This window comes from Ruegeria sp. H4, assembly GCF_056533065.1.
Genome location: NZ_JBQFOC010000001.1, coordinates 2,301,999 through 2,326,735, shown reverse-complemented (window position 1 = coordinate 2,326,735; position 24,737 = coordinate 2,301,999). Strand labels below are relative to the sequence as shown.

Annotated in this window: 23 protein-coding genes; 4 read left to right on the top strand and 19 right to left on the bottom strand. The window is 56.9% G+C overall.

All coding sequences use genetic code 11. From position 1 onward, the window contains the following. Nucleotides 1-4: 4 nt before the first annotated feature. Entirely contained in the window at nt 5-562 is a 558-nt protein-coding gene (locus tag ACR0KG_RS11305; RefSeq protein WP_480544512.1) for a tetratricopeptide repeat protein, read from the bottom strand. A gap of 276 nt (nt 563-838) precedes the next feature. Next, on the bottom strand, nt 839-1,234 hold the full coding sequence (locus ACR0KG_RS11300; protein WP_480827304.1) for a RidA family protein: 396 nt from the start codon (nt 1,232-1,234) through the stop codon (nt 839-841). Between the two features lie 86 nt (nt 1,235-1,320). On the opposite strand from ACR0KG_RS11300, the gene ACR0KG_RS11295 reads away from it, so the two are divergent. Both ACR0KG_RS11295 and ACR0KG_RS11290 read left to right on the top strand, forming a co-directional pair. Then, the gene (locus ACR0KG_RS11295) at nt 1,321-2,040 is read left to right on the top strand and encodes a helix-turn-helix transcriptional regulator (protein WP_480827303.1); all 720 of its coding nucleotides are present in this window, start codon (nt 1,321-1,323) and stop codon (nt 2,038-2,040) included. A 218-nt stretch (nt 2,041-2,258) separates the two neighbouring features. After that, the gene (locus ACR0KG_RS11290; RefSeq protein WP_480827302.1) at nt 2,259-5,210 is read left to right on the top strand and encodes an NAD(P)-dependent oxidoreductase; all 2,952 of its coding nucleotides are present in this window, start codon (nt 2,259-2,261) and stop codon (nt 5,208-5,210) included. A gap of 166 nt (nt 5,211-5,376) precedes the next feature. Here ACR0KG_RS11290 and ACR0KG_RS11285 read toward each other — a convergent pair whose 3' ends face one another. Genes ACR0KG_RS11285 through ACR0KG_RS11275 form a run of 3 tightly spaced genes read right to left on the bottom strand, consistent with a single transcriptional unit; the run spans nt 5,377 to nt 8,154 of the window. After that, nucleotides 5,377-5,577, bottom strand: a complete 201-nt coding sequence (locus tag ACR0KG_RS11285; protein ID WP_480544516.1) for a DUF2783 domain-containing protein — start codon at nt 5,575-5,577, stop codon at nt 5,377-5,379. 3 nt (nt 5,578-5,580) lie between these two features. Continuing rightward, nucleotides 5,581-7,197: an FAD-dependent oxidoreductase gene (locus tag ACR0KG_RS11280; RefSeq protein WP_480827301.1), complete on the bottom strand. Its 1,617-nt coding sequence runs from the start codon at nt 7,195-7,197 to the stop codon at nt 5,581-5,583. Between the two features lie 6 nt (nt 7,198-7,203). Beyond that, entirely contained in the window at nt 7,204-8,154 is a 951-nt protein-coding gene (locus ACR0KG_RS11275) for an MBL fold metallo-hydrolase (RefSeq protein ID WP_480549853.1), read from the bottom strand. Between the two features lie 137 nt (nt 8,155-8,291). Between ACR0KG_RS11275 and ACR0KG_RS11270 the strand changes: the two genes are divergently transcribed. After that, entirely contained in the window at nt 8,292-8,780 is a 489-nt protein-coding gene (locus ACR0KG_RS11270) for a MarR family winged helix-turn-helix transcriptional regulator (RefSeq protein ID WP_480827300.1), read from the top strand. 15 nt (nt 8,781-8,795) lie between these two features. Here the strand turns inward: ACR0KG_RS11270 and ACR0KG_RS11265 are convergent, their stop codons facing one another. The 14 genes from ACR0KG_RS11265 to ACR0KG_RS11200 all read right to left on the bottom strand — a co-directional run bounded on the left by ACR0KG_RS11265 (nt 8,796) and on the right by ACR0KG_RS11200 (nt 23,846). Continuing rightward, nucleotides 8,796-9,557, bottom strand: coding sequence for a Phenylacetic acid catabolic protein (locus tag ACR0KG_RS11265; RefSeq protein WP_480827299.1), 762 nt, complete (start codon nt 9,555-9,557; stop codon nt 8,796-8,798). Between the two features lie 13 nt (nt 9,558-9,570). Then, a complete protein-coding gene (locus ACR0KG_RS11260) occupies nt 9,571-10,644 on the bottom strand; it encodes a 2Fe-2S iron-sulfur cluster-binding protein (RefSeq protein WP_480549847.1) in 1,074 nt (357 codons plus the stop codon). A 13-nt stretch (nt 10,645-10,657) separates the two neighbouring features. After that, the gene (paaD, locus tag ACR0KG_RS11255) at nt 10,658-11,119 is read right to left on the bottom strand and encodes a 1,2-phenylacetyl-CoA epoxidase subunit PaaD (RefSeq protein ID WP_480544525.1); all 462 of its coding nucleotides are present in this window, start codon (nt 11,117-11,119) and stop codon (nt 10,658-10,660) included. 6 nt (nt 11,120-11,125) lie between these two features. Next, on the bottom strand, nt 11,126-11,884 hold the full coding sequence (gene paaC / locus ACR0KG_RS11250) for a 1,2-phenylacetyl-CoA epoxidase subunit PaaC (protein ID WP_480544527.1): 759 nt from the start codon (nt 11,882-11,884) through the stop codon (nt 11,126-11,128). Next, nucleotides 11,884-12,168 carry a 1,2-phenylacetyl-CoA epoxidase subunit PaaB gene (paaB, locus tag ACR0KG_RS11245; protein WP_480544528.1) on the bottom strand — a complete coding sequence of 95 codons (285 nt, stop codon included), beginning with the start codon at nt 12,166-12,168 and terminating at the stop codon, nt 11,884-11,886. The genes paaC and paaB overlap by 1 nt, the downstream gene beginning before the upstream one ends. Nucleotides 12,169-12,191: 23 nt before the next feature. Next, nucleotides 12,192-13,169, bottom strand: coding sequence for a 1,2-phenylacetyl-CoA epoxidase subunit PaaA (gene paaA / locus ACR0KG_RS11240; protein WP_480544530.1), 978 nt, complete (start codon nt 13,167-13,169; stop codon nt 12,192-12,194). Nucleotides 13,170-13,237: 68 nt separating this feature from the next. Further along, entirely contained in the window at nt 13,238-14,440 is a 1,203-nt protein-coding gene (pcaF, locus tag ACR0KG_RS11235) for a 3-oxoadipyl-CoA thiolase (protein ID WP_480549845.1), read from the bottom strand. 170 nt (nt 14,441-14,610) lie between these two features. After that, nucleotides 14,611-15,426 (bottom strand): PaaX family transcriptional regulator C-terminal domain-containing protein, encoded by an 816-nt coding sequence (locus ACR0KG_RS11230; RefSeq protein WP_480549843.1) that lies wholly within the window; start codon nt 15,424-15,426, stop codon nt 14,611-14,613. A gap of 49 nt (nt 15,427-15,475) precedes the next feature. Further along, nucleotides 15,476-17,506, bottom strand: coding sequence for a phenylacetic acid degradation bifunctional protein PaaZ (gene paaZ / locus ACR0KG_RS11225; protein ID WP_480549841.1), 2,031 nt, complete (start codon nt 17,504-17,506; stop codon nt 15,476-15,478). Between the two features lie 118 nt (nt 17,507-17,624). Then, nucleotides 17,625-18,812 (bottom strand): cytochrome P450, encoded by a 1,188-nt coding sequence (locus ACR0KG_RS11220; RefSeq protein WP_480827298.1) that lies wholly within the window; start codon nt 18,810-18,812, stop codon nt 17,625-17,627. Then, nucleotides 18,812-20,164 carry a TRAP transporter large permease gene (locus ACR0KG_RS11215; protein WP_480827297.1) on the bottom strand — a complete coding sequence of 451 codons (1,353 nt, stop codon included), beginning with the start codon at nt 20,162-20,164 and terminating at the stop codon, nt 18,812-18,814. The genes ACR0KG_RS11220 and ACR0KG_RS11215 overlap by 1 nt, the downstream gene beginning before the upstream one ends. Continuing rightward, nucleotides 20,161-20,667, bottom strand: coding sequence for a TRAP transporter small permease (locus ACR0KG_RS11210; RefSeq protein ID WP_480549835.1), 507 nt, complete (start codon nt 20,665-20,667; stop codon nt 20,161-20,163). Before ACR0KG_RS11210 ends, ACR0KG_RS11215 begins: the two co-directional genes overlap by 4 nt. A gap of 57 nt (nt 20,668-20,724) precedes the next feature. Further along, the gene (locus ACR0KG_RS11205; protein WP_480827296.1) at nt 20,725-21,744 is read right to left on the bottom strand and encodes a TRAP transporter substrate-binding protein; all 1,020 of its coding nucleotides are present in this window, start codon (nt 21,742-21,744) and stop codon (nt 20,725-20,727) included. A gap of 68 nt (nt 21,745-21,812) precedes the next feature. Further along, the gene (locus ACR0KG_RS11200; RefSeq protein ID WP_480827295.1) at nt 21,813-23,846 is read right to left on the bottom strand and encodes an FAD-dependent oxidoreductase; all 2,034 of its coding nucleotides are present in this window, start codon (nt 23,844-23,846) and stop codon (nt 21,813-21,815) included. A 103-nt stretch (nt 23,847-23,949) separates the two neighbouring features. On the opposite strand from ACR0KG_RS11200, the gene paaG reads away from it, so the two are divergent. Then, entirely contained in the window at nt 23,950-24,735 is a 786-nt protein-coding gene (gene paaG / locus ACR0KG_RS11195; RefSeq protein WP_480549829.1) for a 2-(1,2-epoxy-1,2-dihydrophenyl)acetyl-CoA isomerase PaaG, read from the top strand. The last annotated feature ends 2 nt before the right edge of the window (nt 24,736-24,737 follow it).

Sequence of the window (24,737 nt, the reverse complement as noted above, 5' to 3'; positions counted from 1 at the left end):
GACTTTAGAACAGGGGCTTGTACTTCCACTCGTCAGCATCGGGCGTTACTTCGTCCAGATCATAGTCGGCGCTCTGTAACCTTTTCGCAATTGCCAAGCCGTCCTTTGCTGCCTGATCTATGTAGCTGCGCCCCAATGCCTCATCCTGTTTGATGCCGTGACCTCGCATGAGGTTTAGGCCGTGGTTGAACCTGCCGACCGGATCCCCGAGTTCAGCGGCACGACGGTCCCATTCGGCAGATGCATCCGGGTTATAGTCGCCTCCAAGACCGTTGTTCTCCAATTGGCTCATCCACGTCATGGCTTTGGTGTAACCAGCCTCTGCGCATTTGCGGGTTAGCTTTCTTGCAAGCTCATGGTTGTCGTTTTTTGTAACATTAATGCCCAAGGAGCAGGTTACCGAGTCGATTACACCCATTTCGATTTTGCGGGTCAGCATCTCACGGCCTGTATCCTGTGGGTTTAGAACACCAAGTTCATCTTCTTTGAACACAGGCGGTTCTTCCGCATGCGCACCGAACGACAGGGCAAGGATTAGGATTGGATACGTAAAGTGTTTCACGAAGCTATCCTCCGATCCAAAGACTATCACGCGATACTAGCTCGTGTCACTTGGACTTTGGTGGTGGAATGGTTCAGTTTGGTCCAGACAACGACCAGTGTCCAATTGGATAGTGTCGGGGCGATCACTCTGCCACCAATAAGCAAACGACGACCAGCCTATCTGTGATCCGATGGGGATGATTTGTCTGGTGATCAATAATTCACAAGCTGAGAAAATTTGTGGGATTCGTAATTGAAACGACCACAGGGCGTAGCACCATAGCCGTTTTAGAATTCACGCTGCCGCTGTTGCTTCGATTTCGAACAACAATCCGGGGATAGCGAGGCGCGTTACACCCAAGAGCGACATTGGCGGAGCCACTTGATGCGAACCGAACCGCATTCCCAGCAAGTCAAAATTCTTGAGCGCCTCGTCAACGTCGGTCGCATAGATCCCAAGCTTGATGACATTGCTCAGGTTCATGTCTGCCGCGCTGAGAACGGCTTCCAAATTATCGAGTGCAAGATTTATCTGCGCGCGCATGTCGCCAAGGTGCTGGGGATTGCCATCCCCGTCCACTGCCGTTTGTCCCGCACATATTACCTGACGTGACACCCCGTCAATGATCTCAGCCTGGTTATAGCCAAGCTTGATCGACCAGTCCCAAGGGTTCACAGCTCTCCGTTTCATATCACTATCTCCTCAGTTTTGTTTCCAAAGCCTTGGTAAGATGAAACGGTGACAAAATTTGTCACTATTGATGTTAGAATGCTCCTATGAACATTCGAAGCAGACATGACGCCATCGTGCGAAACCTTCGTCGGAATGGTACATCTACCGTCGACGCGCTTGCCAAACAGGTCGGAGCTTCGCGCCGAACAATATTGCGCGATATTTCTGCACTGCGGGATGAAGGCTATGTAATCTACTCTGATGTAGGGCGGGGTGGGGGGCTGCAGCTTGATCCACGCTCTATACAGACAACAGCAAAGCTATCGGTGTCCGAGGTTTTTGCGTTGTTAATTAGCGTCGCAACAACACGTGCCGCCGGAAGCTTACCCTTTTCAGCTCTTGCCGATGCGGGCCTTGCGAAAATCGAAAAGGCGCTACCGGCAGAAAAAGTGAAAGACCTACGCAGGTTTTTGGACTGTCTCCATATTGGGCAGCTTTCACCGTTGCAGGACTCGTCAGATGTAAGAAAAACCGAGCCTGAACTTCTTCCTGCATTCGAAGCCGCGTTTCTTCAGCGACAGTTCGTCCGATTTGTTTATTATGACGCCAAAGGTCAGAAAACGCAGCGCGAAGTCGAACCTCAAGCCATGCTCATACTACCGCCATTGTGGTATCTGGTGGGCTGGGACCGGTTGCGCAAAGACTTTCGTCACTTCAGAATGGACCGGATTGCTGATCCTACGGTCGTTCCTGATACTCAATTCCGCCGGCGCCATGTTCCGTTTGAGGATGATGTCTGTCCTTATCGTGAAATGATCCGCTGAACTTAAACCCGCGTCGCAAAATAGGCTTCGAGCCCGCAGATGTTATGCTTTTATCGATGCAATAGCTCCGCCTCATTCCTCAACAAATACGGAAAGTTCATGTTGGCGCGAACTTGACGTTTGGCAGCGCCAAAACTTCGCAATTTGATGTTTCCTATAGTGAGCAAGGGCGTACGATGTGCGCAAATCGGATGAAGTTGAAATGAGACAGATAGACCATGAGCGAACTTGAAGCGCAGCGCAAAATCTCCATCGAAGCGACACAGAGCGGACCTCCGCCTCGGACAATCAACCCGTTCTTTGGCGTGGGGCCCATCACCGACGTGATTCAAGATGAGGCTGAAGGGCGCAAAAACCGTTTCGACTTTGACCGTTGGTTAGAAGCCACCTATCGCAAGCTTGACGACAACGGTAACGATCTGGGGCCGTTCACCACCGCAGAAATAGGCCGTTCGATGCACCGTGGCTATCCTGCGGATGCAATCCTGCGGGACATGATGTTCCATATCCATCGGTATTTTGGCTTCCCCAAATCAAACCCAATGGCTGTGGGTCTTGGCGGCGGCCATAGTGGATTTACCGTCGCCATCATGCATTTGATGAACCCAAATCTGGATGGTCAGAAACTGTTTGTCGACACCCCGCGGCCGGAATCGGATGAAGCCACCAAGGGTGGGTTCTTCCGTCAAAGCTGGGGCACGCAGATCCTGGAGCTGCAACAGTTTGCCGTCAATGGGTACGAAGACAAAGTGGTCTTCGCGGACGCCGAAGGCACGATCCCGTCAGTGGACGAGCTGGAGGCTATGGGTATCACCCTGTTTGTCGGCGTTGGGCACGAAACCACCGGGGCGACCACATATACCACCGAAGAAGTCACCTCGCTTCTGGACTGGTTGGACCGCGACCCGGCGAACCGCCATGCGATGATCGATGCGACCTCGATGCTGGGCGGGATGCCCTGGCCGCAAGACGTGGTCGAGGCCTTCATGGCGAAATGCAACATCTTCACCCCGTTTCAGAAAGCCATCGGTGGGATTTCGGGCTACTTCCTGGCGTCGTTCACCCCAGCAGCAATGCAGCTGATCGAAGACAACCAGAAGAACCCGGCCTGGGCGATTGCGCGCCAGTTGAAGCTGGTTGTTCCGACCGATACCAAAAAGCCGCTGACCGGTGAAAAGACAGTGGGTCTTGGCCCGTTCTATGATGCTGCAGCGGATAAGATGACGGGTGGAGTGATCAATACATTCTCGTCGCTGGCTTTCGCTGAAACGACCTATGGCCTGCTACGTGTCGAAAAGATGTTTGGCTCGGTTGGGGTGATGAACCAGCGCTCGGCCGCCAATCGCGCGCAGATCGATACGTGGCTGGCCGGCCAGGACCTGCTGGTTGCCGGTGTTAGCGATGCTCAGAAACGGGGCGCGGCGGTGACCCTGCTGGCGGTCAACGATCCCGGCATCACCGATCCTGCCATTCACGCGCGCATCATTGCCCGGTCGAAGCAGCTGCTGGGTTACGAAGGGCTGACTCATCCAAATGGCGACTATGAACCTGGCCTGGATGCGGCCCGCTACGTAAATGCCTTCCCCGGCACCCCCGGTGACTATCGCGCCTGGATCGGCGGCATTCGCGAGCCCGAGGATATCGTGCGTCTGCTGGACAACATCTCTTACGCCTATCACCGTGCCAAGGTTGTGGTGCTGGAAGAGGAACTGGCCGCGCAAGGCACCACTTTTGAAGCCGCAGCAACAGGCGGCGCGGACCAGCGTAAAGATGACCCGAACCGCGCCTATCGCATTCTGGTCGCGGATCTGGTCGGCCTGAAGTTTGGCGCGGACGGGCAGCCGGATGCTTCGGCGGTTAAGGCCTATGTCGAGGAACAGGGCGCAACCTTCACTTATGGTGGCTGGGATGGGTCCGATCTGCCTGCTGGTCAGCATTTCTTCTATCTGCCAGACCTATCCACGCACGAAGAACTGACGGCAGCGTGCTGCGGCAACCAATATGATGCGGTCATCGCGGCGGCGACCTTCTTCCCCGAGAATGCAACGTTCCCCGAAGGCGGCGTGCGTATCGGTGCCGGAACCGGCAACATGGCTTGTGCCTGCTGGGGCGGCGGTGATGGCGTGGGCGGTTCTGCCCCGCTGATGAACACCCCCAGCTTCAACAGCCGCGCGACGGCGCAGACCGCGATGAAGGCTTTGTTGCGTGTTTTGCCTGATCTGAAGGTTGATGAGATGCACAAGCGTGTTGTTGACGGCGACTTTGACACCGGCAAGCACCTGCGCGATTACCCGACCGAAAAGCTAGAAGGCAAAAGACTGGGCGTGATCGGCTACGGCAATATCGGCCGCGAAGTAGCGAAGCTGGGCAAAGCCTTTGGAATGACCGTCGCCATACATGCGCGCGCGCGGCACCGTCAGTGGATTGAAAGCGAAGGTTTCATCTACGCTGCAACTCCGGAAGAGGCTGCCGCAGGCGCTGATGTGTTGTCGCCTCATACCGGCCTTGGTGCCAGGGGTGCGGATGGTGTCTTTGCCAATGCGGGGCTTGTTGGCGCGTCGGTTCTGAATGCCCTGAATGACGGCGCGGTTCTGGTCAACTACGACCGTGGCGAGGTTGTCGATGCAGACGCGCTGAACGATGCGATGGCATCAGGCAAGGTGGCCTATGCAGCGATCGATGCCGATCTGTTCATCGCAGAGGATGGCAGCCTATTTGGCCCGATGGTGCCTTACCGTCCGCTGATCGACGCCTATCCGGGGCGATTGGAGCTGCTCCCCCATGCGGCAGCGGATACCGAGCACACCTCACGCGTTGAAGGGGCCAAGCAAGCGGTCGATCAGATCCTGTCGGCTATTCGCTATCGCAAAGTGATCAACTGCAAGGGTGATATCCCCGAGGGCTATACCAGCGGCGGCGCACATACTGTCGCCGGGGTCGGAAAAGTATCCGCCTCTGCGATCGTATCGGCAGCAGCAGATGCGGACACGTTGACCCGTCTGCGTGATGCGGCTGAAACACTGGCTGCGATCTGGGGCGCAATTGAAACAACCCGCGACCCGGCCCGCCGGACGGAATTGATCGAACGTCACGGAGAAGCGTTGACGCTGGCGTCGAACACGCTGCACCGAGACTTTGACGCCTGGGGTCTGGTCGGCGGTTACGACTGATTTGGCTCGGAAAGTCGACAGGCTGTGCGCAATGCAATAGCCGTGGATCTATTGAAACGTATCAAGCAAACCATCCAATGGGTGGTTTGCTTCCCGGTGCAGGATGATCTTTCAAGCAAAGCGCCTTTCTGTGCGTCCGGACATTGCGCAGTTTGCGTCTGAGCACCTATCTACTAGTAGCTTTTTGGGCCGCAAGCAATGCAGCCTCCAGTGTCGACTGATCGCCAATGTGATTGGCCAGAATCAGGATCAATCGGGCGTTCAGTGCGTGGACGCCAGCCTCGTCTAGCCCGTCATGGGCATTCAGCAGCGCCTCATAGAAATCGTCGCCATTGTCGAAGTTTGGGGTCAGGATCAGGTGTGACATGTCTCAGCTCCTCCCCAAGGCTTTGTGCATTGCTGCTTCAAGGGCAATTGGATCAAACTGTGGCCAACGGCCGGCGACATGCTGATCGGGGCGGATCAACAAAACGGCTGATTGAGCCTCGCCCAAATAGCGTTCAGCCAAATGGCCCGTGACGTTCTGAAGGGTAAGACAATCCAGCGACTGCTCAGCTACATCTATCCGCGTGGGCAGATCGCAGTTCAGTGCGAGGATCGAAAATGCACCAGTGTTAAGGCGATCCAGTAGAAACTCGTTTTCCAAAGGCGCATCAGGTAGCGGGCTGCCGGGTCGTGTGCAAGCTGGCCCATCGGGCATCCCGTCGTCACTATTTAGCGGCGAAAGATCATAGGTGCAGGGCACCGACAGGCGACCCGAATTCACCAAAGGGCGCGCGAAATCAAAATCGGTTACCAGATCAAGCACCGCATCGCGGAACAGCGCGTGTGCAGGGTTCCGAGGCGTCAGAAAATCAGCGCTGCGGCTGGAATTTTTGATGTTCTCCATCGCGCCATGCTTGCGTTCGGTATGGTAGCTGTCGAGCAGCGCATCTGGTGCATCGCCTTGGATCACTGCGGTCAGTTTCCACCCAAGATTGTCGATATCCTGAATACCGCCGTTGCAGCCGCGGGCACCAAAGGGGCTGACCTGATGGGCGCTGTCGCCTGCGAAGAATATCCGACCATGGCGATACTCTTTCATCGTGCAACAGCGGAACGTGTAGATTGATGACCAGACCGGCTCGAACTCTACGTCTTCCCCGATCATCGCTGATACTCGGGTGGCGACCTTATCAGGGTCCAGTTCGGCCTTGCGATCAATGTCCCATCCAAGCTGGAAATCAAGTCTCCAGACATTATCAGGCTGCTTGTGCATTAGGGCGGTTTCACCGCGATTGAACGGCGGATCGAACCAGAACCGACGCTCAACTGGGAAATCCGCCTTCATCTTGATATCCGCGATCAGGAAGTTGTCTTCGAACACGCGGCCTTCGAAACCAAGCCCAAGCATCTCGCGCGTGGGCGAGCTCGCGCCGTCACAGGCTACAAGGTAGTCGGCTTCGACTTGATAGGGTCCACCCGGCGTATCGACGTCCAAAAGGACGTGATCTTGGTTTTGTGTCAGCGCTGTAAGTTGGTTCTGTCCACGAATCTCAATCGGCGCGCCCAAAGCTTGCTGGCGGCGAATTTCCTCGACGATGAATTGTTCGAAATAGGGTTGTTGCAGGTTGATGAAGGCCGGGCGCTTGTGGCCTTCCTCTGGCAGCAGGTTGAACGAGTATATCTCTTCCGTGTCACGGTAGACCCGGCCCAGATTCCAGACCACGCCTTTCTCGACCATGGGTTCCCCGCAGCCTAGACGGTCGCAAATTTCCAGTGTTCGTTTGGAAAAGCAAATCGCGCGGCTACCCATGCCCACGCCGTCATGGTCATCCAGCACAAGGCACCCAACGCCTTTCTTACCAAGATCCAGTGCAAGCGCCATTCCAACGGGACCACCACCCACGATAACAACCGGATGGCGGCTGGGTCTGGTTGCATCCTGATCGGGGACCCTTTCATAAGGATAAAGCTGAAATGCCGTTTGATATCGTGCTGTAACCATGGCGGTTTACCCCTGCAGGGCCTCCCACATGTCCAAATCGCGCTGAGCGGTCCAGATCCGGGGTGTGTCGATGCCGCGGGCCTCGTCATAGGCGCGTGCCACATTGAAGGGCAGGCAGTGTTCATAGATGGCGTAGTCTTTGAACTTGGGATCGCATTCTGCGCGGACCGCGTCCCATGCATCTTTGAGGGAGCCGCCCTTGGCGGCAATAGGTTTCACCGCATTATAGGTGCTATCCACAAAGTCGCGCGTATTGGCCAAGGCTGCGTCGACCATCTGACGCCCGACAAGCGCATCCCCACGTCCGGGGGCAATGCTTTGCGGATCGTAAGACTTGACTGCATCCAGTGTTGCGCCCCAATCTTCGAAATGGCCATCACCGCAGTAGCAGGCTGAATGATATTCGACGATATCACCGGTGAACATCGTCTGGCTATCGGGAACCCAGATGACGCTGTCACCCGCCGTATGCGCGCGCCCGATCTGCTTGATCACAACCTTACGATTGCCCAGATAGACGGTCATCTGATCGTCGAAGGTTGTTGTGGGCCAGGTCAAACCGGGGATGCTTTCATGCCCTTCAAACAGGCGCGGAAAACGCTGAAACTCGCTGTCCCAGTCTTCCTGTCCGCGCTCCACCACCATGGCGCGCGCCGTATCGGACATGATGATCTGATCTGCGCCAAAGGCTGAGGCCCCCAACACACGCACAGCATGATAATGGGTCAGAACCACATGAGAGATTGGCTTGTCGGTCACGCCGCGCACGCAGTCGATCACCTTTTGTGCAAGGCGCGGGGTGGCCTGAGCCTCAATGATCATGACACTATCGTCACCAATGATCACGCCCGAGTTCGGATCGCCCTCGGCGGTGAATGCGTAAAGCCCTTCGCCGATCTCGGTGAATGAGATATTCTTTTCAGACATATCCCCTTGGCTTGCGAATGCTTTGGCCATGATCGGCTTCTCCCTGATACGGCCGCCCGTTTGCATGCGAAGCGACAGTTTGTTTCATCTGCAACGAGCTGTTTGTCTTTGCAAATGAGGCAAAAGTCAATATCGTTCTAGATGCAACGACCTTGGATATTGCCTATATGTCTGACGAATTTAACCTGTCTTCCTTCTTGCCATACCGGCTAGCGATATTGTCCGAGCGGGTCAGCCGCCGCTTGTCGGTCGAATATGACCGGACACATGGGCTGGTTGCTGCAGAATGGCGGGTGTTGGTGCATCTTCAGCGCTGTGTAACTGCATCGGTCCGCGATATCCGAACCTATGTGAACCTTGAAAAGCCACGGGTCAGTCGCGCGGTTTCCAAACTCGAGGCGGACGGGCTTGTCACAAAGGTGCCGGGTGATACGGATGCGCGGCTTGTTTCGATTTCGCTGACCGATGCAGGGCACCAAGCTCTCGCCGAGATATTGCCCGCCGCCCGAGAGATCGAAGACCGTTTGCTGGCGGTTGCAAGCCCCTACGAATTGGCAACATTTTATACAGTCATGGAGCGCATGCATCATGTTCTGGACAAGGACCCGCAGGCCAAGGCGCGCTCGGCCATGGATCTGGACGGTGTTGAGACCTGAAGCCATCCCCCTGATTTAGGAAGGTGCCGACAATCCCAGCGTTTTCAGGGTCTCAGCCGTCGTCTTGTGCCAACGGTCGCGCAACGAAGCGTTTGTGGTTCGCCGCAGCCCAAGTGATTTCAAAAGCGCGAACCGCCTTTCATCGTCACCACCGAATGAGCCAGCAACGCGGGGCCACCAGTAGGTGACTGAAGCTTGCATAAGCTCAGCCTCGCCTTGTTCAATCAGTTTGATCGCCCCCTCCTTCGCCAATTCACCATGATGCGCTTCGATTGGAGCGATTGCGCGAAAAGCTTCGGCCAGCGGCTGATATGAAATTGTTGAGTATTCGGCAAGTTGTTCGGCCACAGCACCGCTCATGAGCAGGTTCATGATCACCGCGTCCGACCAGCCCGAAAACGGATAGTTGAACACAGCCAGACGCATGTCATGTTCGGACCGGGTGGCCCCGATATCAGCATCCCGGTTCAGCCGCGCTGTCCAGGGGTGATGATTGGCATAACGGTCCGTATCGACGCCAAACTCGCCCATGATGTTCAAAACGCGATCTGCATGATCCGTTTTTTCAAGCACGATCTTTGAGGCGGCGATGCGTTCCTTGATACCCGGTCCAAGGTTGATCACATCTGCAAAACCTGCTGCCCCTGCCAGCTCACTGTCGACAAATGTTGCCATCAGTTTCAACAGCTCCGCGCGATAGCGTGGCGGAACGTTTGACGGGTTGGTCAGCACACCGCCCGAGGCAAGATAGGTGTCGAGGGTCATGGCGTCGTTCATATCGGGTTCCTCGCTACTGATCGTAATCCACGACCACGCGGTCTGTCAGCGGATAGGCCTGACAGCTGAGCACGTAGCCCTTCGCAACCTCGTAATCCTCAAGCGCGTGGTTGGCGAGCATCTCAACCTCGCCTTCCAGCACCTTGCAGCGACAGGTTGAACACACGCCGGCCTTGCAGGCGTAAGGGGCGTCCATCGCGTTTTCCAGGGCGGCATCAAGCACGGACATGTCCTTGGGAATGGTCAGAGTCTGGGTCGAGCCGTCTAATGTAATGGACGCACTGGTCTGATTGTCCGTCCGGCTGGCATCCGCCGCTCTTGCCTTGCGCTTTGCGCGACCGGGCTGCGCGCTGGCGAACAACTCGAACTTGATCTGGCTTTCATCCAGCCCGTGGTCGCGCAGGGCGGCGGCAATGCCCAGCATCATCGGTTCCGGCCCGCAGATGAACGCCGTATCGACGTTTTCGATGTCGACCCAGTGCTTGAAAAGGTCCGCGCATTTTTCCTGCGTGACCAACCCGGTGAACAGGTCGATTTCCTGAGAATCCGTTTCCAGAATATGAATCACATTCAAACGGCCCATATAGAGGTTCTTGAGGTCCTCCAACTCCTCGCGGAACATGATCGTGTTGATGCCTTTGTTGGCATAGATCAGCGTGAACCGCGATTGAGGTTCACGGGCGAGGGTGGTTTTGAGGATCGACAGAACCGGTGTCACGCCAGAACCACCCGCAAAGCCGAGATAATGCTTTTCAGCATTTTCATTGATCGGAGCGTGGAAGCTGCCCATGGGCGGCATGGCCTGCACAATGTCACCGACACTCAGCTCAGCGTTGGCCCAGCCTGAGAACGCGCCGCCATCAACACGTTTGATGCCAACCTGCAGAACGCCATCGTCTTTGCCTGCACAGATCGAATAAGACCGGCGCAGTTCTTCGCCCTCAAAATCGCGCCGGAATGTCAGGTACTGACCGGCGATAAAGTCGAATTCTTCCGTTGCACCATTCATAGGTTCGAGCGTCACAACCACCGCATCGCGGATCGTTTTGTGGATATCGGTAACTTTCAGATCGTGGAAACGTGCCATCCGGTGCTTCTCCTCAGATGCACTTGAAATAGTCGAAGGGTTCCAGACAGTCGGTACAACGCCAATGCGCCTTGCACGGGGTCGAGCCAAACTGGCTGACTTTTTCAACTGCCTTGCTGCCGCAGTGTGGGCAACGCTCGGGGCCGCCTGCCGGTTGCGGCGGGGCGATCCCGTATTCTTCCAGCCGGGCGCGGCCTTTGTCGCTGAGCCAATCCGTGGTCCAGGCGGGCGCGATGGTGGTTTCGATCTTCAGATCCTTGATCCCCTGATCCCGCAGCGCCGTTTCGATGTCCATGCTGATGACTGAGGTCGCAGGGCAACCGGAATAGGTTGGGGTAACCGTCACAGTCAGTGTGCCCGCATCCCAGTGCACATCGCGCACGATCCCAAGATCGACCACTGAAATCACAGGGATTTCGGGGTCAGGAACAGCATCCAGCCATTCCCAAATCTGGTCCGTTGGCACCCGTTCCATGTGGGCCTACCAGCTAGCGCCGGGATAGGCGCGTTGCAGCCATTGCATCTGAGTCAGCAGATGCCCCAGATGTTCCGTATGCATCTGCCCGTTGCGTCCGCCCTTATGCGCAAATGCGCTGTCGGGGATGGTCAGCGTCGCATCTGCCAAAACCCGCTGGACCAATGTGTCATACTCGGCGCGCAGATCAGCGGGATTGGGCGCGATACCTGCTGCCACCATCTCGGCATCCACCTCATCGCTGGCGAACATCTCACCCACATAGGGCCACAGATAGTCCAGCGCCGCCTGCATCCGGTCATGACTTTCGGTTGTTCCGTCGCCCAATCCAACAACCGTGTCGCTTGAGCGTTCCAGGTGATAAGCGACCTCTTTGCTGGCCTTCGCAGCGATGGCCGCAACACGGTCGTCTGAAGACTTAATCAGGCGCCCCAGCATGATCGAATGCCACGAATCGAACAGGAATTGGCGCATCAGGGTCCGGCCGAAATCTTCATTCGGAACCTCGACCATAAGAACATTGCGGAAATCCCAAGCATCACGCAGAAAAGCCATGTCATCAGCGCTCTTATTGCCATCGATTTCGCCAGCAAGGCCCAGCCACATCTGGGTTTGGCCGATCAGGTCCAACGCGGTATTGGCCAGCGCGATATCTTCTTCCAGCACGGGTGCATGACCGCACCATTCGCTGACGCGATGACCCAGGATGAGTGTATTGTCACCCATTCTGAGCAGAAACTGCAGGAAGGCTTCGTCGCGACTCATTACATCGCCCCCACTTCATCGGGAATGTCGAAGAATGTCGGGTGACGGTAAACCTTGCTTTCGCTGGGCTCATATAGCGGGCCTTTGTCACTGGGGGATGAGGCCGCAATGTTGTTCGCCTCGACCACCCAGATCGACACGCCCTCGTTGCGGCGCGTATAGACATCGCGTGCGTTCTTGATTGCCATTTCCGCGTCAGCCGCGTGCAGCGAGCCGACATGGCGATGGCTCATCCCGTGTTGACCGCGGATAAAGACTTCCCAAAGGGGCCATTCGTTTTTCATCGGGTTTCCTCCTCAGGTCAGGCTTATTCAGCGGCCACTTGACCGGCGCGTTTCTTCTTTGCGTGCGCCAGCAGGCCGTCCCGCACCCATTGCCCGTCGTCCCAGGCCTTATTGCGGGCGGCCAGACGGTCGGTGTTGCAAGGGCCGTTGCCTTTGATGACGTCAAAGAACTCGGACCAGTCGGGTTCCGAGAAATCGTAGTGGCCGCGTTCTTCGTTCCATTTCAGGTCCGGGTCGGGGACGGTCAGGCCCAGGAATTCGGCCTGCGGCACGGTCTGGTCGACGAATTTCTGACGCAGCTCGTCATTTGTGTTCATCTTGATCTTCCAGGCCATCGATTGGGTCGAATGAACCGAGTCCTTATCCGATGGCCCGAACATCATCAGCGATGGGTACCAGAACCGGTTCAGGGCATCCTGTGCCATCTTCTTCTGCTCGGGCGTGCCTTCAGCCATCTTGCGAATGGCGTCGTATCCCTGACGCTGGTGAAAGCTTTCTTCCTTGCAGATGCGGATCATGGCGCGCGAATACGGCCCGTAAGACGTGCGCTGCAACGGCACCTGGTTCATGATCGCGGCACCATCGACTAACCAACCAACCGCGCCGATATCGGCCCAGTTCAGCGTGGGATAGTTGAAGATCGATGAGTATTTCATGCGGCCGTCCAGCAGCATTTCGGTCAACTCGTCCCGGCTGACGCCCAGTGTTTCTGCCGCGCAATACAGGTACAGCCCGTGCCCGGCCTCGTCCTGCACCTTAGCCAGCAGGATCGCCTTGCGTTCCAGCGTCGGCGCTCGGGTGATCCAGTTGCCTTCGGGCAGTTGTCCAACAATCTCAGAGTGGGCGTGCTGACCAATCTGGCGGATCAGAGTTTTGCGATAGCCTTGCGGCATCCAATCCTTCGGCTCGATCTTGATGTCCGCGTCGATTTTTGCCTGAAATTCGGCAAGCTTTTCGGGGTCATCATTTGTGGCCTCGGATTTAACCATTTGTGCGTACATCTTGTGTCCTCCGTTCAGGTTGACCCAGACTTGAACCGATCAGCACGGTTCGTTCTGTGATCTGCCCGTCAAACCCGTTCCAAAATCAAAGCGGCACCCTGTCCGACGCCCACGCACATAGTGCATAGCGCGTAACGACCGCCTGTCCGGCGCAGTTGATACGCAGCCGTTAGCACCAATCGCGCGCCAGACATGCCAAGCGGGTGACCCAAGGCAATTGCGCCTCCATTTGGGTTCACATGCGCTGCGTCGTCGGGCAGGCCCAACTCTCTGAGCGACGCCAATCCCTGGGAGGCAAAGGCCTCGTTCAACTCTATCACATCCATCTGTTCGATGGTTAGCCCGGCCCGGGCCAGCACCTTGCGACTGGCCGGTACTGGGCCAATCCCCATGATGCGCGGTTCAACCCCGGCAACAGACATGCCCACGACGCGCGCGATTGGGGTGAGGCCGTTCTTTGCGGCCGCTCCCTCATTCGCCATCAATATGGCTGCGGCGCCGTCGTTGACGCCCGATGCATTGCCCGCCGTTACTGTATTGTCTGGTGCATTCACCCCTTTAAGGCCCGACAGTTTTTCTGCCGTTGTGCCCGGGCGTGGGTGCTCATCGGTATCGATCACAACCGGATCGCCTTTGCGCTGTGGAACCGAGACCGGGGTGATCTCATCCGCGAACAGACCTGCTTTGTGTGCGGCGGCCCACCGGGCCTGACTGCGCGCGGCGAAACTGTCCTGATCTGCGCGGCTGATACCGTAGTCTTCCGCCACGTTGTCAGCGGTTTGCGGCATTGAATCAATGCCATAGGCTTGCTTCATCTTTGGATTTACAAAGCGCCAGCCAATCGTTGTGTCATAAACCGCATTGCTGCGCGTAAACGCGGATGTCGCTTTGGGCATCACAAAAGGCGCGCGGGACATGCTTTCGACCCCGCCCGCGATTGCCAGGTCATAGTCTCCTGCCTTGATCCCGCGAGCCACCATCCCAACCGCATCCATCCCGCTGGCGCACAGACGGTTCAATGTGGTTCCTGGCACCTCGACCGGCAATCCGGCCAACAAGGCAGCCATCCGCGCTACGTTCCGGTTGCTTTCACCAGCCTGATTGGCATCCCCATAGATGACGTCATCCACGCTGGGCCAGTCCACTTGCAGGTTCCGCTCTTTCAAAGCAGCCAGCGGAATGGCCGCCAGATCATCCGTGCGGATCGAGGACAACGCACCTCCATACCGCCCGATCGGAGTGCGCGTCGCATCGCAAATGAATGCATCCATCCGTGAGGTCTCCTAGGTGTTCACGTTATTCATAGACCGTATGGTCGGTTTATAGGGTTTCTACCGATTCGAGGCAAGTATCATGTTACCAAAAAATATCGATTTCGGACATATCGGTAACATATCGAAGCGTCACCACCGATGCTTGGCACGGTTGGCCGTGATCCAGCTTAGCTGCTCAATTCAGCTTCCAACGCAGAGAGCTTTGGCCGGGGCAACCGGTCCAGAAGGTCAGAAACGGCCGCTCGGCATTCTGACCCTTTCCAATCGAAGGGAAGGAAATCTGATGGAAACACCGGGTGGCGCAGTACGATGCGGCGCCAATTGTGTACGACGAGGACGCGTAACATCGCGGTTTCCATCGGATCGTCCACACCGGTTCTAGGTAGAAGGCCATCGACGATATGAACAGATTCTAGGAAATCAGCATATGCTGTTTTCAACGGCTGCGGCCCGAACAGGTCTTGCAACCAGTCAGGAACAGAAATGGCGCTGGTCTCATAGCCCAGCAATTCCTCCAGACCATCCGGCATAGGTCCCGAAGCCATAGCTGTTGCCGGATTGAGTGACACATAATCCCCGGTCAGCAATAGGTCAGCCAGTTCTTTTCGGGATGTGTCGGAGTTGTTTGCAATCAGCACGTGCCAGATATCCGGCATACTGACTTCACGCCCATAAATGCGCGGTGCGGCTGCAGCGCTTTGATTGCGCCCATAGTCCGTGAGGTGATGGGTGCTTGCGCGCCCGATGCGGGTGCTTTCGATCCACCCGTCTTTGCGCAACCGATGCAAGGCAACCCTTGTTGCCTCAGCCTTGATGCCAACGCGACCCGTCAACGCCGTAATAAGTGAGCCGCTGATCTGGTCCGATCTGTTTTGCGCAAGATCGCCAAAAATTGTCACCAAAACCGACCACACCCGCAGGGAGTCGGTGGATGTCAGTCGACCGATACAGGAGTCAAACCAGTCGTTGGGCGCGTCTTTCATGACCGCAGTATAGGCGGGCCGGGCTGAATTGCCATCCGGCCCGAAGCCTTTAGTAGGCCACCATGGTCAGCAGCTCGTATTCAGCGACAAGTTCATCATCCTGCTGAGTCAGCGTGACGTGCCAGCGAACCTCGCCATACTGATCATTGCGTTTCGTCTTTGACTTGACGGTCAAGCGCACCTTGATGGTGTCCCCCGGCACAACCGGCTTCATAAAGCGCAACCCGTCAAGACCGGTATTGGCCAGGACAGGGCCCTCGTTCGGTTCGACAAACAACCCGGCGGCGAAGGACAACAGCAGGTATCCGTGCGCGACGCGACCGGGGAAGAACGGGTTCCTCTCCGCCGCGGCCTGATCCATGTGCGCATAGAACGTATCGCCCGTGAATTCGGCGAAATGTTCGATATCATCCATCGTTACAACGCGCGGCGCAGTGTGGAGTGTCTCGCCGATTTCAAGATCGTTATAGCGTCGGGTGAAGGGGTGGGCGGGTCCTTTGATTTCGGTTGCGCCCGGAACCCATTTGGACCCGATCGCGGCCAGGATGTCCGGAGACCCTTGAATGGCCGTGCGCTGCATATAGTGTTTCACGCCCCGCACGCCGCCCATTTCCTCGCCACCACCCGCGCGGCCGGGACCTCCATGCACCATATGGGGCAGAGGGGAACCATGGCCGGTAGATTCTTTCATCGAGTCGCGGTTGTTGAAGTAAAGCCGCCCGTGATAGGCCCCGGCGCCCATGGCGAATTTGCAAGCGACATCCGTGTCATGCGTGATGACCGACGCAACCAAAGAGCCCTGTCCCTTATTCGCCAGCTCAATCGCGTGATCGGTATCGCGGTATCCCATTATGGTGCTGACCGGGCCGAAGGCCTCGGTGTCATGGACGCGCGTTGCCGCATCCGGATTGGCGCAATGGAACAGCATCGGCGGCAGGAATGCCCCTTTTTCGGCATCTGCACCGTCAAGGGCAAAGTCATTCGGATCGCCAAACACACGCTCGGCTTCTTGCCCAATGACCGCGGCTTTTTCCAGCACATCCCGTTTTTGACCATTCGAGACCAGCGCTCCCATGCGCGTGGTTTCAAGTTTCGGGTCCCCGATGACCGTTTTGGACAGGCGTGCGGAAAGGGCTTCGATCACCGCCTGGACCTGTGGTTCAGGCGCGATGATCCGGCGGATTGCAGTACATTTCTGACCCGCCTTTGTTGTCATCTCCCGCTGAACTTCTTTGATGAACAGATCAAATTCCAGCGTTCCCGGTTCTGCATCGGGGCCCAGAACCGAACAATTCAGGCTGTCTTGTTCAGCAACAAACCGCACCGAATTCCCAAGAATGACAGGGTTGGAGCGCAGTTTTAATGCCGTGTCTGCCGAACCAGTAAAACTGACCACATCCTGTAAGGTCAGACGATCCAGCATATCCCCCATACCGCCTGAAACAAGCTGCAGTGCCCCGGCTGGCAGAATGCCCGAGTCCAGGATCAGCCGCACGCACAGTTCAGTGACATAGCAGGAGTTTGTCGCCGGTTTGACGATCGCTGGAACACCAGCAAGCAGAGTCGGGGCGAGCTTTTCCAGCATGCCCCAAACCGGAAAGTTGAACGCATTGATGTGGACCGCCACGCCTTGCAGTGGGGTGCAGATGTGCTGGCCCAGAAACGTGCCGTTGCGCGATAGCTGCTCGACGTCACCGTCCAGATATACATGTCCGTCCGGCATCTCGCGGCGGCCCTTTGATGCGAAAACGAACATGGTGCCGATCCCGCCATCGATATCGATCAGGTGATCTGATTGCGTGGCGCCCGTATTAAACGACAGGTCATACATGGCCTGCTTATGCTGCCCCAGATGCAGAGACAGCGCCTTGAGCATCTTGGCGCGTTCGTGAAAGGTCAGCTTACGCAGCGCAGGCCCGCCAACTTTTCGGGCATAGTCCAGCATGCCCTGCACATCCAAGCTGTTGTTGCCAGCGGTTGCGATCACCTCGCCCGTTACGGCGCTGGCAATAGTGCGGGCCCCGTCGCCCGGGGCAATCCATTCGCCCGCTGCGAAACTTGAAATCTGCTGGATTGTCATGAGCCACTCCTCAGTCCTGAGATGATCTGCGCGGGCTTGCGCGCGATGAAGACAAGCATATTATTAACCGTATGGTCGGTCAATGTTTAACGGCTGCCTATTTGTTGTTCTGGTCAATTCAAACCTCTGCCGGTAATTGGGCGAAGCCGCGAAAACGGATACGCCCGCCGCGTATTGCGCCGTCTTTGATCTGATAGTTTGGAAAACGGTTCAAAAAACGGCTGACCGCGATCTTGCCCTCCATCCGGGCAAGTGTCAGGCCGACGCAGGTATGTGGACCACCGGCAAACGCATGATGTTTGTTGGGCCTGCGGTCCAGCTGCATGTCATCAGGCCGGTCAAACTGCCTTGGGTCCCGGTTGGCGGCCCCGATGCATAGATGAATATCGGTACCCGCCGGGATGGCATGACCATGAAACGTGACCTCTTCGGTCGTCAGGCGGTTACCAAACTGGTTTGGGCTTTCCAGTCGCAGGAACTCGTCCACGGCTGGGGTGATGAGGTTAGGGGAGGTTAGCAACTCGGCCCGTTTATCCGGGTGTTGGTGCAGCAGCTCCAGCGCGTTGCCGATCAGGTTTGTCGTGGTTTCGTGCCCTGCGTTCAGGATGAAAATGCAGTTCTGATACAGCTCAATGTCGGTCAGGCCACCTTCCGCGTCGTCCTCCATCAACCGGGTCAGAACATCCGTGTCCGGGTTGCCGGGATTGCGTCTTCGGTCGTCAACGACATGGCGCAGGAATTCTTTGAACTCGGTAACCGCACGATTACCCCAGTTTTCCTGTTCGGGTGTCAATTGGGGCTCTAGCGCACCAAGGATGGCCAGAGACCAATCGCGCAAGGGTCCGCGTTCGGATCGGGGAATGCCCAGCAGGTTGCCTATGATTTCAATCGGGATTGCCCCGGCAAAATCCTGGATTAACTCGACGCTGCCCTTGGCCTGCATCTGATCCAGCAGAGCATCGACCAGCTCGATCAAACCCGGCTCCATCTGCGCCAAAGCGCGCGGGTTCATCGCCCCGACTATCACCTTGCGGACACGGGTATGCAAGGGTGGATCATTGAACACCAGGCTGGTGGTGTGGTGTTCGTATAGGGGGCTGTCGACCCCATATTTTGGGCCAAACACCGCCTTCTTGTCCGAGATGAACCGCGTTGTATCCCGATAGACCAGATCCAGATCCTCGTACCGCGACAGGATCACTGAGCCGTCGGGTTGAGGGCAAACCGGCATGTCCTCGCGCAATGTTGCATAGGCTGGGTAGGGGTCCCGGTGAAACCCGTCAGGAAGCGCGGTCAGGGAAAACATCAGTGACCCATCGCCCCCATATGCTCGGGCAGGACCAGTACAAGCCACGGCACCAGAACGATCAGGGCCAGACGGAAGATATCGGCGATCCAGAAAGGCGTTACACCTTTGAAAATCGTTGCGGTCGAGACATCTCCGACCACGCCTTTCAGTATGAACACGTTCAGGCCAACTGGCGGGGTGATCAGGCTGATCTCGGTCACGACAACAACCACGATGCCGAACCAGATCGGATCATAGCCCAGCGATGTCACAAGCGGGAAAAAGATCGGCACGGTCAGCAGGAGCATCGACAGCGATTCAAACACGCAGCCTAAGATGATGTAGATGCCTAGGATCATTAGGATCACAACAAAGGGTTCTACATCATATGCGGTGACCAACGCGATCAATGCTTCGGGCAAACCGGCGAGGTTGATGAAGTTCGAAAATATCTGCGCCCCGATCAGGACCGAGAACAAGGCCGCAGCGGTAAACGTGGTTTCCTTCAGGACTTCAAATGTGGAACTGAGGCTCAACCCGCCACGCGACAGGGCAATCAGGAAGGCACCCATGGCCCCCATACCTGCGGCCTCGGTCGGGCTGAATGTCAGGTTTAGTGGGTGAAAATCAAAGGCACCATAGAGGCCGCCAATGACCAGAAAGAACAGCAGTAACACGGCCCAGACCGAGCGCAGGGCATTCAATCGCTCCCCCCAGCCATGCTTTTCACCGGCCGGTCCCGACTCTGGCTTGCGCCAGACGGTCCAGCGGACTGCAAACAGGTATAAAAGGATGCCCAATACACCTGGGATGATCCCGGCGACGAACAGTTTGCCGATAGATGTTTCGGTCAACAAACCGTAGATCACAAGGATCACAGAGGGCGGGATCAGGATACCCAGCGTGCCGCCTGCCGCGATTGAGGCAGTCGACAGCTCATCTGAATAGCGATAGCGGCGCATTTCCGGCATGGCGACCTTGGACATCGTCGCGGCCGTTGCCAAAGACGACCCGCAGATCGCGGAAAACCCACCACAGGCCGCGACCGTAGCCATTGCGATCCCACCTTTGAAATGGCCAAGAAACGCATTTGATACGGCGTAGAGCTCACGCGCCAGACCGCCTTTGTTCACGAACAGTCCCATCAGGATAAAAAGTGGGATAACTGACAGGCCGTAATCCTGTGCTGTGTCGGTGATCTGACGACCGACCATCGACATGGCCGCTTTCAAACCGCGTTCGGACAGGATGCTGCCACCACGCTCATATGCAAAGCCCAACGTTCCGACCAAGCCCATCGCGAACACGATGGGCAGGCGCAGAAGCACAAGAACAAGAACAAGGCCAAAACCGATCAGCGCAGCAGTCATTGCTGGTTCTCCGTCAGAACTTGGGGCGCGAAGATGTACAGCAAACCGGTTGTGATCATTGCAACGGCAGTGACCGCAGTGGATGCAGCGATAAACCAGCCGATGTAGAAAACGGGGATCGACAGGTACTCGGTCACATCTCCATAGTCCCGTGCCCGTTCGGCAAGGATCCAGACTCGCTGAATCGGCCAGAACAGCATGATGCCCGAGATCAGATAGACAATCGCATCCCTGGCGCGGCTAAGCCGGAATCGTGAAAACAGCCCGTCGGTCAGATCAACGGCAATCTGGCCCTTTCCTGCGGACACCATTGGCAGGACCGAAAAAACGAGGATGGCCATCAGAATGCGCGTCAGTTCGGTTGCCGCCTCAATCGGTGCATTGAAGATTGATCGCAACAAGACGTCGAAGAACGTCATCACCATCAGCACGAATAGCGCCAGACAGGCAAGTATCGTCGGGGCGACGCTGACGCGACGCGCGAAGGTCACAAAGGATTGCATGTATAGTTCCCGCAGGCTGAGGGTGGCTGGCGGTTCGTTCCCGCCAGCCAGGCTTGGTTACTGCGACGCCATTTCGTTGACGATCATGTCATACGCGGCTTGTGCGTCGACACCTGCACCATTGACTTCGTCAATGACCTTGGCGCGGACATCGACAGCAATCGCGTTGAACTTTTCCAGGTCTTCGGCAGATGCGGTGTTGATCGCGTTGCCGTCGGTGCCCTCGGTGGCTTCGCGCCCGATGGCATCAATCTCATCCCAGATTTTACCGATTTCACGGCTCAGCGGTTCACCAAATACCTGCTCTTCCAGCGCTTGCTGCAGCTCAGCAGGCAGATCAGCAAATGTGTCTTCATTCATGATGAACGCGAAGGATCCACGGTACAGACCGCCAGGAACTTCATAGACGTTCTGCGCGACTTCGGTCAGCTTAAAGCCTTTGCGAGATTCAAACGGCATCACAACGCCATCGGCCGCTTTGGATGCCAGTGTCTCGTACACTTTCGGGGCTGGCACCTGGATGCCGGTTGCGCCAAGTGCTGCACCGACATCGCCGCCAACACCGCCCGGGATGCGAACCTTAAGGCCCGAAACCTCGTCCAGCGAGGTAACTGGGTTGCTGGAATGCAGCTGCGCCGGTCCGTGGGTGTGCAGGGCAATCACTTTTACGCCGCGATGTTCGTCTGCGGCTTTCAGGTGCGTGTCATAGGCGCGCCAATAGGCAACCGATGCGGCCTCGGCTGAGCCCTCATAGCCGGGCAGTTCGATCATTTTGGTGGTGACAAAGCGACCGGGCTGATAGCCGTGGAAGATGATCGACGCATCCGCCGCCCCGTCCATGATCAGGTCCATTTGGGCGGGTGGGGGCGCAATGCCCAGCTTCAGTTCCGCTGTGACCTGGCCGTCTGTCGCTTCTTCAACCATCTCAACGAATTTTGGCCACATCTTGGCGTTGATGCCGTGGGTCGGCGGCGCCCAGCTGGAAATCGTCAGCGTATAATCTGCGGCCAGTGCCACGGTGCCTGAAACGGCCAAAGCGGCCGATGCCAGCAAGGTGCTTAACTTGGTGAGTTTCATGTTCAGTGCCTCCCTTTGAAACATGCATTCAGAATGCGCTAATGGTTACTTTTGTAACTATCAACATGTTATTGGCGTTTTGCTTCGGTCGCTAAGACCCAAGACGCGGGGCTTTCTTCCGCCACAACCCGCATGGTCGCCGCTGACGTGCGGCTTCCGATTTCATTGCGATAGTTCATGGGTCCTCCGCGCCAGCGCGGGAAGCCATAGCCGTGGATTTGAACCATATCGACGGCCTCGGCGTTTTCGGCGATGCCTTCTTCAATGATCCGCTCGCCCTCATTCGCCAACACGGCCAGAAGACGCGAAGAAATATCCTGAGCGCTATAGCTACGCCGGGTAATGCCTTCGGCGGCAGAGTATGCTTCGATCAGTGTCTCTACTTCGGGGTCGCGGATCGGTTTGCGATCCCCGGCATCGTATCGATACCAACCTTTTCCCGAGCGCTGGCCAAGCCGCTCCATCTCGCAGAGTTGATCGGCGATGGTCACATAGCGTTCGTTCGGATCGCGCGTTGCCGCATTGCGTTTTCGATTGGCCCACGCGATCTGTAGACCGGTCAGATCCTGCAGCTCATATGGGCCCATGGGCATTCCGAACCCACGCATCGCCTCATCCACCTGATAGGGCAGGGCGCCATCTGCCAGCAGATAGTCGGCTGCGCGGCGATAGGCTGCCAGCATACGGTTGCCGATGAACCCGTCGCAAATGCCTGACAGGACGGAAATCTTGCGCAGCTTCTTACCCAGCGCGAACCCTGTGGCGACAACCTCTGGTGCCGTTTGAGGTGTATGCACAATTTCGAGCAGTTTCATCACATGAGCCGGGCTGAAAAAATGCAAGCCAATGCAACGCGCCGGGTTTTCGATGCCTGTGAAGATTTCAACCGGGTCAAGATACGAGGTGTTGGTGGCCAGAATGGCTTCGACGCTCATGTGCTGCACCAATTCGGCAAAGACCTGTTGTTTGACCCTGATATCCTCGAACACAGCCTCAATTGCCAGTTGCGCGTCGGCCGCCTCAGCATAGCTGTCAACGGCGCGAAACCGGGACAGGGCGTTCTGGAATTGAGCCTCGGTCATCTTTCCGCGTTTGACAGCACCGTTCAACAGACCGTTAACCCGGTCATGAGCGGCTTTTGCAGCCTCGGTATCCTGCTCAATCAACGTAACGGATAGTCCACTGCTGAGCGCGGCAGTTGCGATCCCAGCCCCCATCAATCCGCCGCCGACAACCGCAATGCGATGAATTTCGCGTGCCTCGACACCCTTGATCATGGCGGGTTTTGAGACTGCGCGTTCAGCAAAGAATGCGTGGCGTAAGGCACGGCTTTCCGCACTTTGTCGCAGCGCCATATGAAGTGCGCGTTCTTTCTGTTGCCCCGCCGAAAATGGTTCTGTCGCCCAGCCTAGTGCGGTCAGGTTTTCCATTGGTGATTGCTGCCCCTTGGCGCGCTTCTCCAATTTACTGCGCAAGGCCTCGATTAGGTCAGGCGCAAAATCAGCAACAGGGCGCTGGCTGACGGGTACGGGGCGTTCTGGCAAATCAGAGACAAAGCGATCAACTGCATCTTCCAAAGGATCTGCCACCAGATCGATGGCACCGTGCTGTTGCATAACCTCGGCTTTCAGGATCTTGCCCGAACAGGCCAGGTCAATCGCCAGGTCCATCCCCACAAGGCGCGGCAGACGCTGCGTGCCGCCCGCGCCGGGGATCAGCCCGACATTGACCTCGGGCAGTCCGAAGCCCGTGCCGGGTGCCGCAATGCGCCACGCGCAGGCCATCGCAATCTCAAACCCACCGCCCAGAACATTGCCATGCATGCAGGCGATGAACGGAACCTCGCTGTCTTCAATCATCTGAATGACATCGGGCAGATGTGGCTCGACGGGCGGCCTGTCGAACTCGGACATGTCGCCACCTGCGACAAAGGTTCTGCCAGCGCATCGCAGCACTGCAACCCGTGCGCCTTTGACTGCGGCAACGGCATCGACCAGCCCCTGACGAACGCCGACCGAGGTCGCATTCACAGGCGGATTGTCAATGGTGATCCATGCGACATCGCCCCTTAGTTCAACGCTCACAGTTGACGAATGCGGCATGTCTGCGCCCTTCAGATGGTTCGGATTCGAAATTGAATCATATATTGACCAACCGTTCGGTTAATGCAATGCTTTAATTCAACGGGCACCAGACGGGACAGTCATGAGCGATACGATTCTAGTGGGAAATCACGGGCATTGGGTGGAAATCACACTGAATCGGCCCGACAAGCTGAATGCGTTCAATGACGAGATGCATGAGGCGTTACAGAATGCTCTGAAGTCCGCCCGCGACGGCGGCGCGCGCGCGATCCTGCTGACAGGCGCGGGTCGTGGGTTTTGCGCCGGCCAGGACCTTGGAGATCGCGATCCGTCGAAAATGGATGGTCCCCCTGATCTGAGCGTGAGCGTCCGGACATACTACGCCCCGTTGGTGCGTTTGATCCGCTCGCTGAATTTTCCCGTTGTCTGTGCAGTGAACGGGGTCGCCGCCGGGGCCGGGGCCAATCTGGCACTGGCCTGCGATATTGTCCTCGCCAGTGAAAGTGCCAAGTTCATTCAAAGCTTTGCCAAGGTCGGTCTGATCCCTGACACGGGTGGCAGTTGGCATTTGCCACACCTAGTCGGAGAAGCGAGAGCCAAAGGCCTGGCGCTAACCGCTCAACCCTTGTCCGCACGCCAAGCGGAGGAATGGGGTCTGATATGGAAGGCGCTTCCTGATGAGGAGTTGCTGAGCGAAGCGCGTTCCTTGACCAGCCAATTGGCCAATGGCCCAACCGTTGGGTTGGGCAAAACCAAACAATGCATTCAGGCTGCTGCAACAACCACGCTTTCGGATCATCTTGAAATCGAAGCAGATGCCATGAAAATCTGTGGGGAAAGCGCGGATTATGCCGAAGGAGTATCCAGTTTCCTCGAAAAGCGTGCTCCGCGGTTTTTGGGCAAATGACA